Below are 11771 nucleotides of genomic sequence, written 5' to 3' on the forward strand. Positions count from 1 at the left end.
TAGCATTATAATACATGCTTTTGTGGAAAGAAAGTGGCTTTGGGGGTCAGACCCCCAAAGGATTTTCTATCTCTCCGTCGAATACTAAAAAGAGGTATGCGCATATTCCGGCGCATACCTCTTTCTTTTTAGAATCAAATTGAAGATCTCACTAACATCCAATCTTAGTTAACCGTTTGTCCTGCCGTGATCAGCGCAAGCTTGTACACGTCTTCTACGCTGCAGCCGCGGGATAGGTCGTTTACCGGTTTGTTCAGACCTTGAAGGATCGGGCCTACCGCTTCGAAGTTTCCTAGGCGCTGGGCGATTTTGTAGCCGATGTTTCCTGCTTCAAGGCTCGGGAATACAAATACGTTGGCGTCACCTTGAATTTTAGAACCTGGTGCTTTCTTTTCCGCAACAGATGGTACGAATGCCGCGTCAAATTGGAACTCTCCATCCACAACAAGCTCTGGTGCACGTTCGGAAGCAATACGAGCCGCTTCCACCACACGCTCAGTTTCAGGGGATTTTGCTGATCCTTTTGTGGAGAAGCTTAGCATCGCGACTTTCGGATCGATACCGAACATTTTCGCTGTTGCCGCACTTTCCACAGCGATTTCCGCAAGGTCGTTGCTGTCAGGGGAGATGTTAATCGCGCAGTCTGCGAATACATACTTCTCGTCATTACGGACCATGATGAACACGCCGGAAGTTTTGCGGACGCCTTCTTTTGTTTTGATGATCTGAAGGGCCGGACGCACTGTGTCAGCTGTCGAATGTGCCGCTCCACTTACAAGTCCCTGTGCACGGTCCACGTGTACAAGCATCGTTCCGAAGTAGTTCGGGTTCATTAATATTTTGCGTGCATCCTCTTCCGTTGCTTTTCCTTTACGGCGCTCCACGAATGATGCCACAAGCTCGTCTAAATGCTCGTACGATTTCGGGTCGTAGATTTCCACGCCATCTAATGTCAGTTTCAATTCGGATGCAAGTCCGTTGATCTCATCCAGATCTCCAACCACGATCGGCTGAACCATATTTTCCGCAGCAAGACGTGCTACTGCAGTCAACACACGCTCGTCGTTACCTTCCGGGAATACAATCTTTATATCTTTGCCTGCTACCTTGTCTTTTAATGTTTGAAATAAGTCACTCACAAAGGTCACTCCTAATCCGCTTTATTTTCGCTTCTATTGTTTAGGATACTCCTTCAACATGGAAAAGCAACCGATACCTTCTATTGTTATCGCTTACAGAAAAAAGTCTTTATTTTCTAAAAAAACTGCTCCACCTATGCCCTACTATTGTATCTGAGCTGCCTCATCCTATTCATGAAGGTTTCACATTTATCCGGTTTGAGACCCTTCACACAATTGTAAAGATTTCGAGCTACATTTATCACCTGTAACTAGATGCTGTCGGGCTCTTTTCCTATAACGACTTTTAAAATAACGTTTAAGCAAACAATTAGACTTTACATAAAAAAATCCAACACCCGATTTTTTTACAGGTTCATGCTCAAACGGTAAATATGGAAAAGAGCTTTAGTTTTACAAACAAGAAGTCATGGCAAAACTGTGATATAGTAAGAAAGGATACATGATACATAGACAATCTTTTCAAGGAGTGATTGTAATGAGTGAAGCAGCTCAAACATTAGATGGCTGGTATTGCCTGCATGATTTTCGTACAGTAGATTGGGGCCTTTGGAAGACGCTTTCGAGCGAAGAACGCCAATCGGCTATTAATGAATTTCTAGGACTTGTAGAAAAATGGAACAATGTCCAGTTAGAGAAAAACGGAAGCCACGCTTTGTACTCGATTGTGGGACAAAAAGCGGACTTCATGATGATGATTCTTCGACCTACTTTGGAAGAATTGAATGCCATTGAAAATGAATTCAATAAAACTACTTTGGCTCAATACACAATCCCTGTGCACTCGTATGTGTCGATTGTGGAGCTTAGCAATTATTTACCGGAAGGCGAGAACCCTTACGAGAACCCGCAAATCCTCGCTAGACTATACCCAGAATTGCCAAAAGCGAAGCATGTCTGCTTTTACCCGATGGACAAGCGCCGCAACGGGGAAGACAACTGGTACATGTTGCCGATGGAAGATCGCCGTCGCATGATGCGTAGCCACGGTATGATCGGCCGTCAGTATGCTGGAAAAGTGAAGCAAGTTATCACTGGGTCTGTAGGTTTCGACGATTACGAGTGGGGTGTTACCTTATTTGCTGACGAAGCACTTCAATTCAAGAAACTTGTTTATGAAATGCGCTTTGACGAAGTGAGCGCACGTTTCGGTGAGTTCGGAGCGTTCTACGTAGGTAACCTTTTGGAAGAGGACAGCGTGTACTCTTTCTTGCATGTGTAAAATAACGAATTTTTTGATGACGTCAAGTCTACTGACTGGATTTCCAGTTTGGTGGCTTGGCGTTTTTTTGATTTAGGCTTTTGGGTTACAACACCCTTACCTCTTCCACCCCTGTCATATTCCTCCTCCAATTTTCATACAATCAAGTAGTGTAGTTTAATTACTTGAATCTTAACACCCGTCTTAGCCCAACCGCTATGTGAACAATAGGTCTATGTGCCATTATAAAGGGTTTGAGGCGTGGAAATGGGAGTTATTTCTCACGATGAAGCAGATAAAAGTTTTGAGGAGGGAATGACAGATGAATCAACAGTTTTCACAGGTAGCAGGTGCCCCTTTTTCAGCGGGGTACGGAGCAGATCCTTACTCATCCTATTTAAGAAACTATGGACAGCAATGGTATGGCGGCGGTGGAGGTGGAGGTTTTCCGATGCAACAGATGCAACCACAACCACAACAGCAAGTTGCAGGTCAGCAAACAGGCATACCATCTTATCCTACTCAATTTCAATCTGGAGGCCAGCAAGGTGGTCCTGATGTGCCAGGTATGCTTCCACTCGAACAATCCTATATCGAAAATATTCTCCGTTTAAATCGCGGAAAGCTAGCAACCGTGTACATGACATTCGAAAATAACCGCGAGTGGAACGCCAAAATATTCAAAGGAATTATCGAAGCGGCAGGACGTGATCACATCATCCTTAGTGATCCGCAAACTGGAAAACGCTATCTGCTCCTGATGGTCTACCTAGACTACATCACTTTCGACGAAGAACTGGACTACGAATACCCATTCAACAGCGGCGGCCAAGGCTTAAGCCAATACCAACCAAGATAACGATAAATAAAAGGGGGCTGACGATGCTGTGTTAACGCATTAACGCACAGCGGGTCAGACCCCTTTTACCGCTTTAAAACTTCAACGCGGTAAAAAACGCAATAAATCAACTAACAACTATTATGCTTTCACAGCTGCGACGATGATGAGTACCCAGCCGATGAGGAATGCGACTCCTCCGAGTGGTGTGATGGCTCCGAGTACTTTGACTCCGGAAAGGGTTAGCACATATAGGCTCCCTGAGAAAAGGATAATTCCGATCAGGAAGGACCAGCCAGCTGCGTTTAATAGGCCGGTGCTGCTGAATCGTTCCATCAGTAGGGCAACAACGAAGAGGCCACCCGCATGGAACATCTGGTAGGTAACACCGGTTTTCCAGATTTCAATCATTCTTTCCGACACTTTTCCTTCAAGGCCGTGGGCACCGAATGCACCCAGCGCGACTGCCAAAAACCCGTTTATTGCTGCTAAGATGATGAATAAATTCACGGTTGTTTTCCACCTTTCTTAAGTTAAGGACTGATATGATAAGAAATACTTCTTCAATATAATGAATTATATAGTATTAGCTTCCCTGGACCAAGCCGTACACCTAAGCTTGTCCTGTTAAAGAACTTGGAAGTACACACAATGTTCACTTCCCCCCTCTCCAAACAAAACAAAAAACCCCTCCACACATATTAATTAGTGGATAGGGCATTAAACTTAAACTTATCTTGAATGAAGATAAATCTGGAGAGCCTGCTTTAGCTCGCGTTCTCTTTTTTTCGTTTGTATATGATAATGATCACCATCTATGTTAGACAAAAAGTCATTATATCCATGTGATTGCAAGAATTCATTGACACTTGTGACATCTTCTCTAGTGGAGAGCAAGTTCTTCTGCCCAACAAAGTCACCATTTACATAAACTTCGTAACGATCGTGGGAAAGCTTTGTCGATGAATCAAAATTGCTGTTCACGTACGCTGCCAAACCCAACATCGTTCCCTCTGTACCACCAGGCATGTAAAACACCTCCATTACTTACTGGGGTGTTTATAGTTTAGGTTACATTGCCGTTTTTAGTATGGTAAGTTGTGGTGGGAAGTTCACTTTAGTTCGTTAGAGAGATAAAAGGGGTCTGACCCCTTTTATTCTTTTTTAAAAATCAAACAACGAATCCCCATTTGCGTCGTCTTCTTTGATTGGTTTGGATGGGACGTTTGCTATTGGTGGTGCTTGGGTTGGTGGTGTGTAGTTTGGTGCTGTTTGTTGATAGGACGCTTGAGGGTAGTGAGGCGTACGGGAAGTAGGAGCATGCACAGCCTCCGAAGCACTTACGCGATCTGCAACATCCGCATCTGTTTCCAGCGCCAACTCACACAACGATTTCATTGCGGCAAGATGCTCGCGCTTTTTTTGTACATTTCCCGTGTCCATCGCCCGCTCAAGCTCCGACTCTAGGCGTGCAAGGACCTTATCGAGTGTAATGCTCATCATTCATCCCTCCTTATTCTAAATCTTACAATGTCATTCTTAGTAGTACGGCGATATCATCAAATACACAATAACTCCGGTCAAGCTGACATATAACCACAACGGCATCGTCCAGCGCGCTATTTTGCGGTGGCGTTCTTTGTGCATGCTAAGGCCTGTAGCCAATGAATACAACGCCAACGGTACAATCACTACCGCCAACACGATATGAGTCAGCAGAATGAAGAAGTAGATGGAACGGATGATTCCTTCCCCGCCGAATGGAGTTGATTCAGTAAGCGAATGATACGTCACATATGTAACCAAAAACAGTGTGGTGGATGTAAATGCCGCCAAAATAAATCGGCGGTGCACGGTAATATTTTTCTTCTTGATCGCAATAAGGGCACACACCAAAAAGACAAAGGTGAAACTGTTGAATATCGCATTCATCATCGGCAGAAAGGTCAAGTCCACGTGAGCAAGCCCTTCATATTGGGGCAGGAAAAACAATACCACCACTAACGCATTGACCGCGATAGAGATACCGATAATCCATGGCAAATAATTTATTTTTTTCATAAGGAAACTCCTTTTACACATAGTACCCGTTCTGGCCGGGTTTTATTGGTGAATCTTTCGGGGCGAACTTTAAGCACGGGCTTCCAGAAGATCGGAGGACGGCAACGGAAGGAACTTGGTTCGTTTTAAACCCGAATGCCCTGCAGCCTTTCGGAAACTTGGCATCCCATGTCACATAATAATGCTTGCATTTCAAGCAGTTTATTCGACTAGCCACCCTTCTTCCCTCCCTTTCGCAACCATGCTTTGTCCATCCTTCATTCTACCATCTTCCATCTCCGCATAAAATATTAAACCTGCGGAGAATCCACCCCACAGGTTTCTTGTTCAAGATTTATTCATATTTATGGAGGCGATGCTTGCAGCCAAATCCTCTACAGTCTCTTTCACCGTATCAACGGTTCGCCTCATATTGTGGGAAAGGTCCACCTGATGATCGGCAGCTTTTACAACCTCTCCCATTTCCTCCGTCAATTCAGATGAGGATGCGACAAGGTCATTTACGGAATGGACGATTTCATTGACACCCATACTGATCTCTTCCATCGTGACGGTAATGTGGGTTCCCTGTGCCAGCAACGTTCCACTACTTGTGGCGATTTCTTGGAACAGGTTGGCTGATGCTTCATTTTTTTCGTTCGTTTCCTCAATCGTTTCCTTGAACAATTGGAATTCTTTCAGCACTTCATTGGTATCTTCCTGAATGCGGCCGGTGATGCTGTTGATCTGCTTGGAAAAGAGATCGGTCTGTCCGGAGAGCTTGCGAATCTCTTCTGCCACAACAGCAAATCCTTTTCCAGCCTCTCCTGCACGTGCCGCTTCAATCGATGCATTGAGGGCAAGTAGGTTTGTCTGGGTCGTAATTTCTGTTATCCCTTTCAGGAAGCTGTTCGCCTCATCGATATTCACTTTTATTTTCGAAAATCTATCTACTATCGTTTCGGTCTCTTTTGAAGATTGGTGCATGACAGCAACCATCTCTTTCAATGATTCCGCACCTCTTTTGGAAAGGCTCTCCATCCCTTCTAGGTTGCGTTTCATTTCATCCACAATACTGTATATCTCTTGCGTACTGGCAGAGGCCTGCTCGGTTACGGCAGATATTGCGGCTGTTCCCTCATACTGCATCGAAACTTTTTCGGTCACCTGTGCCGAACGCTGCTTGATCCCAGCCGATTCCTCCAAATTATTTTCAGCTACAACCAGAAGCTCCTTCATGACAACTTGAAGACGTTGGTTAGCCCCAAGACTTCCATTCATGAGCTGTTCGATATTCTGACCCATCGTCGCGAGTGATGTTTCTATCTGCCCAAACTCGTCTCTTCTGACAGATTGATCCGCTTCATACAGAAAATTTCCATCCTGATATGCATTCACTCGTCCAAGCACTTGATTTACACCTTTGTTGAAAGCATGTCTGAACGATAACAGTGCAAGAATGGGCACAAACACAAGGATGGCAAGCGTCAATAATGTCCATCGTTCAGTAGACGACACTTTAGCCTGGATGACCTGTCTATTTTCATCGTTGTATGCTTGCAGGAACTCCATTCCCCCTACATTTGCCCGCTCCACCTGGTTCCTGGCCTTAGCCAAATCTTCTGATGTCGTAATCCGCAGTCGGTCCATGTTGGCTGCGTTGGAAACGTCGCTGATGGTGTCGAATTGTTTGGACAATGTTCCATGTGAAACAACAAAATACTGCTTCCATTGTCCTAATTCTTCAAATTCCGTAAAATAAGGCTCGAATTCCTGTAGCTTTTCTTCTGTTTGCCCTAAATTTTCTTCTATTTTTTCAATATGCGCTTTGGAATACCCATTGGATACGACAAAATACATATCTGCCAAAGTGCTCTGATAGGATTGAACTAATTCAAAATAGCTTTCATTCAGCTTCGTGATCTCATCCAACTCCTTGACCCCTTTTTGCACCTGCATGCTATTCATCCAGATAACAAGCGATGCAGCGAGTCCTATTCCCCCAATCAAACAGATCAATACTATTAGTCTTTTCCTCATGCTCCCCATTCTTCTTCCCCCTAGTAAAACTGTCATCTACACATGAAACCGTTTGCACAAATTGATATTGTCGTTTTCTCTCTTTACTTATTATTTCGGCAAAATGCGCCTGGGTCTTTAATATGATTAATAAATATTTCTTCCGATTGCAAAAAAAAGAACACGCAGGACTGTTTCATTCCCTGCGTGTTCTTTGAAAATTATGATCCGTTATTTTTTTCTTTATTGATCAATAATTGCTTCAACTCTGCAATTTCGTCGGTGATCTTTGCCAATTCTTTTTTACTGATCTCAAGTTTCTCTTCCTTCGTTTCTTCTTCCTTTGCTTCCTGGATGTTATTTAGGATTTCCCCGACGATCAGGTTCAGGACAATGAAGGTCCCAACAAGAATGAAGGCGACAAAGTAGACCCAGGATAAAGGACTTTCAGCAAAAATCGGACGGAAGATTCCGCTTGCCCAGGACTCGAGTGTGATGACTTGGAATAGTGTCACAAGGGCGAGGTGCAGCGATCCGAAGTATTCCGGTGAGATTTCCCCAAAAAACATGACGCCCAAAACAGCAAAAATATAAAATACTAACGATAATAGCATCATGATGGTCCCCAAGGACGGGATTGTCTTCAGGAATGCCGTCACAAGCCTTTGCAAGGACGGGACAACGGTAACGGCACGCAGGACCCGGAATACCCTCAGGATCCGGATAGCGGAAATGAAGTACGTTCCACTGAAGAAAAGTACCCCTGCCACAATGAAAAAGTCAAAGAGATTCCACCTGCTGCGGAAGAAGTGGTGGATCTTTTTCTCCGCCAATATTCTCAAAATAATCTCTATTGTAAAGAACCATAAAAAGAAAACTTCAAATCCATGAATGATGTCGTAGTATTCCGCTCTCAACAACGGGTAGGTTTCTACACCTATCAATATCGCGTTCAATAGGATGACGAACATTACCGCATTTGTAAAATAGCGATGTCCGACTATATGTTGTATCGGTGTTTTCCAAGTTTGCATTCGTGCACTTCCTCTAGATATTCTTGTTTATTTCTATGGCGTCAATCGCCAATCGATTTCTTCCTCGCCGATTTTAGTCAGTATGCCATTCACTCTTGAAAAGGGCCTACTTCCAAAAAATCCTTTTCGTGCAGAAAATGGACTTGGATGAGGGCTTTTGATGATGTAGTGGTGGCTGTTTGTGATCATGGGTTCCTTCTGTTCGGCATGCTTGCCCCAAAGGATGAAAATCACCGGTTTCTCCCTATCATTCAACACCTGTATCACTTCATCGGTAAAACGTTCCCAGCCCTTCCCTTTATGGGAGTTCGGTTCCCGTTCCCTGACTGTTAAAACCGTATTTAATAATAACACACCTTGAGCAGCCCACTCCATTAAAAAACCATGAGGGACAGGCTCTATTCCCATGTCTTCTTGTAATTCCTGATAGACATTTTTCAGAGATGGAGGCACCCGGATCCCCTTCTGGACGGAAAAGCTCATACCATGGGCCTGATCTTTGCCATGGTAGGGGTCCTGTCCAATAATGACGACCTTCACGTCCTCATAGCCTGTCGCCTGAAACGCAGAAAAAATGGCCTCTTTATGCGGGTAGACACTTCTAGAGGCATATTCATGGTCGAGAAAGTCCATCAACCTTATGTAATAGTCCTTGCATGATTCTTTTTCCACCAATGACTTCCATGCACCACTGAGATTTTCCACTTGCATGCCCCTCCGTCCCTTTCTGTCATTCCTACTTTATCATATTGGAATTCATTTTGGGTCTGGGAAGTTTTGTGGATGCATGGTTTTGCTTGTATTTTTTCATACTAACGACGAGCCTATCATTCAGGAATTGAAGTCTGGATATGTTATAGTGGAACGTAAAGGTTAAGAGCTTCATTAATGTATTGAATTCCTATCTACTTCCATATAAAATATTTGGGTAGTTCTTTTTCATAATGTTTCATACTATTTCAGTGAATTTGTTACTTTTTACATAATTGTTTATCATAATCAAGCGATTGTGCTAAACATTCTTTTGAGACTAGTACATAAAGCGAGGTTCTAACTGTGAGTAAAAAAGAAAATCCGACTTCCTTGATCGTCATCTTTGGTGCAACCGGTGATTTAGCGAAACGTAAGCTATATCCTTCCATCTATCGTCTTTATAAGAATGGAAGCATCTCCAAAAACTTTGCTGTAGTCGGCGTGGCAAGACGTCCACTTTCCAATGAGGAGTTCCGATCGAACGTATCTGCCTCCGTTAACAGTGTGGCAAACGGTGACAGTAATGTCGAGGAGTTCAGCTCCCACTTCTACTATCATCCATTTGATGTAACAAGCAGTGAGTCCTACCAGCAGCTTAAGGGGCTTTTGGGCGATCTGGATTCCGACTACGCTACAAACGGTAATCGCATCTTCTATCTAGCGATGGCACCAGAATTCTTCGGTACAATCGCTTCCAATCTGAAATCGGAAGGGTTGACGGAAACGGACGGCTGGAAGCGTCTTGTCATCGAAAAACCATTCGGTCACAACCTTCCTTCCGCAAAAGACCTGAACGCCGAAATCCGTGAAGCTTTTGATGAGTCGGAGATATACCGTATCGACCATTACCTTGGGAAAGAGATGGTCCAGAATATCGAGGTAATCCGTTTTGCTAATGCCCTTTTCGAACCGCTTTGGAACAACCGTTACATCTCCAATATCCAGATCACTTCGAGTGAAGTGCTGGGAGTCGAGGACCGAGGTCGGTATTACGAGAGCTCCGGAGCTTTAAGGGATATGGTGCAGAACCATATGCTTCAAATGGTGGCCTTGCTTGCCATGGAACCCCCGATTAAGCTGAATCCGGAAGAGATCCGCAGCGAGAAGGTCAAGGTGCTTCGTGCGATGCGTAAAATCGGTCCGGATGATGTGGAGGATTATTTTGTACGCGGTCAGTATGGAGCCGGAATCGTGGATGGAGATCAGGTTCAGAGCTACCGTGACGGGAACTCTGTCGATACCAATTCCAACACGGAGACGTATGTTGCCGGGAAGCTTCTAATTGATAACTTCCGCTGGGCAGGGGTACCAATCTACATCCGTACCGGAAAAAGAATGAGTGAAAAGTCCACGAAAGTGGTCGTTCAATTCAAGGATATTCCGATGAACCTTTACTACAATCGCGGGGAAAAGGTGGATCCTAACCTCCTTGTTATCAACATCCAGCCGGAAGAGGGCATCACCCTACATTTAAATGCCAAAAAATCGGGTAAGGATATTACAACGACCCCAATCAAACTGGATTATACAAACAACTGCATCGACGGGTTCAACACACCGGAAGCTTACGAGCGCCTCATCTATGATGCGATGCGCGGTGACATGACGAACTTTACGCACTGGGATGAAGTGGCCCTATCTTGGAGCTTTATCGATGAGATCTCCAAAGCCTGGGAAAACACCAGATCATTCGACTTCCCGAACTACGAATCCGGTTCTATGGGACCGAAGCAGGCGGATGAATTGCTTCATAAAGATGGCTTCCACTGGTGGCCACTATAGGCTGTCGGCGTATCGACCCGCTTGACTTTTGAGCGATTGCGGTTGCGGTTGCACTTGCACGAGCCAAATTCGAAAGGAGTTTTTTACACATGAAAGTATATGACGTATCTTCCCCGATTTTCACGGGAATGCCTGTTTATAAAAACAAACCTGAAAAACAGCCGAAACAAACGACTAACACGAACGGTTATGTAACCGAAACCCGCCTTGAGCTGGATGTTCACACCGGTACACATGTGGACGCACCTCTTCATATGGTGGTAGATGGGGAAACGATCGAAACGTTACCGTTGGACAAGCTCGTTGGTCCATGCAAAGTGTTCGACCTGACATCTGTTGAGGACCGGATTACGGTGAAGGATATTGAAGGGCTAAATATTGAGAAGGACGATTTCCTGTTATTTAAAACGAAAAACTCCTTTGATGAAGAATTCAATTTTGACTTTGTGTTTGTCGCGGAGGACGCTGCAGCGTACTTGGCTGAAATCGGCGTGAGCGGCGTTGGTGTGGATGCACTTGGCATCGAGCGTAGCCAAGAGGGCCACCCGACACACAAGACACTTTTCGCGGGTAACGTGATCATCATTGAAGGCTTGCGCCTGAAGGATATCGCAGAGGGCGAGTACATCATGTGTGCTGCGCCATTGAAACTGAGCGGCGTGGATGCTTCGCCAGCTCGTATTGTCTTGATGGATATGAAGTAAGTTTGGTGAGATTTTTGACCACTCTGCCCCGCGGAATTTGGGGGTGGGGTGGTTTTTTGTTTATTTTGAGTTTGTTTTGGGGCATAAAGTCGTTTGTGGTAGCTGGGGTTTCGGATGATATCAATAATTCTGGAAATATATCAAGAAAACTCGGGATATATCAATAAATTTTGAGATTTATCAAGAAAACTCGGGTGGATATCAACAAAAAAACGCATATATCAATAATTACTGGATGATATTAGGAGGTTCCACACAAGC

13 protein-coding genes are annotated in these 11771 nt (G+C 44.5%); 4 read left to right on the forward strand and 9 right to left on the reverse strand.

The window, feature by feature from the left end; translation table 11 throughout:
* Positions 1–164: 164 nt before the first annotated feature.
* Positions 165–1139 (reverse strand): phosphate acetyltransferase, encoded by a 975-nt coding sequence (gene pta / locus AB685_RS09280; RefSeq protein ID WP_047970292.1) that lies wholly within the window; start codon positions 1137–1139, stop codon positions 165–167.
* 478 nt (positions 1140–1617) lie between these two features.
* On the opposite strand from pta, the gene hemQ reads away from it, so the two are divergent.
* Positions 1618–2361 (forward strand): hydrogen peroxide-dependent heme synthase, encoded by a 744-nt coding sequence (gene hemQ, locus AB685_RS09285; protein ID WP_047970293.1) that lies wholly within the window; start codon positions 1618–1620, stop codon positions 2359–2361.
* A gap of 301 nt (positions 2362–2662) precedes the next feature.
* Positions 2663–3199, forward strand: a complete 537-nt coding sequence (gerQ, locus tag AB685_RS09290; protein ID WP_047970294.1) for a spore coat protein GerQ — start codon at positions 2663–2665, stop codon at positions 3197–3199.
* A 120-nt stretch (positions 3200–3319) separates the two neighbouring features.
* Here the strand turns inward: gerQ and AB685_RS09295 are convergent, their stop codons facing one another.
* The 8 genes from AB685_RS09295 to AB685_RS09325 form a co-directional block, all read right to left on the reverse strand.
* Positions 3320–3688: a DUF423 domain-containing protein gene (locus tag AB685_RS09295; protein WP_047970295.1), complete on the reverse strand. Its 369-nt coding sequence runs from the start codon at positions 3686–3688 to the stop codon at positions 3320–3322.
* Between the two features lie 222 nt (positions 3689–3910).
* Positions 3911–4207, reverse strand: a complete 297-nt coding sequence (locus tag AB685_RS09300) for a hypothetical protein (RefSeq protein WP_047970296.1) — start codon at positions 4205–4207, stop codon at positions 3911–3913.
* 135 nt (positions 4208–4342) lie between these two features.
* Positions 4343–4681 (reverse strand): YwdI family protein, encoded by a 339-nt coding sequence (locus tag AB685_RS09305; protein ID WP_128755828.1) that lies wholly within the window; start codon positions 4679–4681, stop codon positions 4343–4345.
* A 36-nt stretch (positions 4682–4717) separates the two neighbouring features.
* Positions 4718–5239, reverse strand: coding sequence for a DUF420 domain-containing protein (locus tag AB685_RS09310; RefSeq protein WP_047970298.1), 522 nt, complete (start codon positions 5237–5239; stop codon positions 4718–4720).
* Between the two features lie 13 nt (positions 5240–5252).
* Entirely contained in the window at positions 5253–5456 is a 204-nt protein-coding gene (locus tag AB685_RS30250) for a hypothetical protein (protein ID WP_082153571.1), read from the reverse strand.
* Positions 5457–5566: 110 nt separating this feature from the next.
* On the reverse strand, positions 5567–7294 hold the full coding sequence (locus AB685_RS09315) for a methyl-accepting chemotaxis protein (protein ID WP_082153572.1): 1728 nt from the start codon (positions 7292–7294) through the stop codon (positions 5567–5569).
* Between the two features lie 164 nt (positions 7295–7458).
* Positions 7459–8271, reverse strand: a complete 813-nt coding sequence (locus tag AB685_RS09320) for an ion transporter (RefSeq protein WP_047970300.1) — start codon at positions 8269–8271, stop codon at positions 7459–7461.
* Between the two features lie 33 nt (positions 8272–8304).
* A complete protein-coding gene (locus AB685_RS09325) occupies positions 8305–8976 on the reverse strand; it encodes a uracil-DNA glycosylase (protein ID WP_047970382.1) in 672 nt (223 codons plus the stop codon).
* Between the two features lie 351 nt (positions 8977–9327).
* On the opposite strand from AB685_RS09325, the gene zwf reads away from it, so the two are divergent.
* Entirely contained in the window at positions 9328–10806 is a 1479-nt protein-coding gene (gene zwf / locus AB685_RS09330) for a glucose-6-phosphate dehydrogenase (protein ID WP_047970301.1), read from the forward strand.
* 89 nt (positions 10807–10895) lie between these two features.
* A complete protein-coding gene (locus AB685_RS09335) occupies positions 10896–11510 on the forward strand; it encodes a cyclase family protein (protein ID WP_047970302.1) in 615 nt (204 codons plus the stop codon).
* The last annotated feature ends 261 nt before the right edge of the window (positions 11511–11771 follow it).

This window comes from Bacillus sp. LL01, from assembly GCF_001037965.1.

What these genes read in the sequence shown, in the direction of transcription:
- hemQ (WP_047970293.1), top strand. Translation starts at nt 1,618, where the DNA reads ATGAGTGAAGCAGCTCAAACATTAGATGGCTGGTATTGCCTGCATGAT.
- gerQ (WP_047970294.1), top strand. Translation starts at nt 2,663, where the DNA reads ATGAATCAACAGTTTTCACAGGTAGCAGGTGCCCCTTTTTCAGCGGGG.
- AB685_RS09300 (WP_047970296.1), bottom strand. Translation starts at nt 4,207, where the DNA reads ATGCCTGGTGGTACAGAGGGAACGATGTTGGGTTTGGCAGCGTACGTG.
- AB685_RS09305 (WP_128755828.1), bottom strand. Translation starts at nt 4,681, where the DNA reads ATGATGAGCATTACACTCGATAAGGTCCTTGCACGCCTAGAGTCGGAG.
- AB685_RS09310 (WP_047970298.1), bottom strand. Translation starts at nt 5,239, where the DNA reads ATGAAAAAAATAAATTATTTGCCATGGATTATCGGTATCTCTATCGCG.
- AB685_RS09315 (WP_082153572.1), bottom strand. Translation starts at nt 7,294, where the DNA reads ATGACAGTTTTACTAGGGGGAAGAAGAATGGGGAGCATGAGGAAAAGA.
- AB685_RS09320 (WP_047970300.1), bottom strand. Translation starts at nt 8,271, where the DNA reads ATGCAAACTTGGAAAACACCGATACAACATATAGTCGGACATCGCTAT.
- AB685_RS09335 (WP_047970302.1), top strand. Translation starts at nt 10,896, where the DNA reads ATGAAAGTATATGACGTATCTTCCCCGATTTTCACGGGAATGCCTGTT.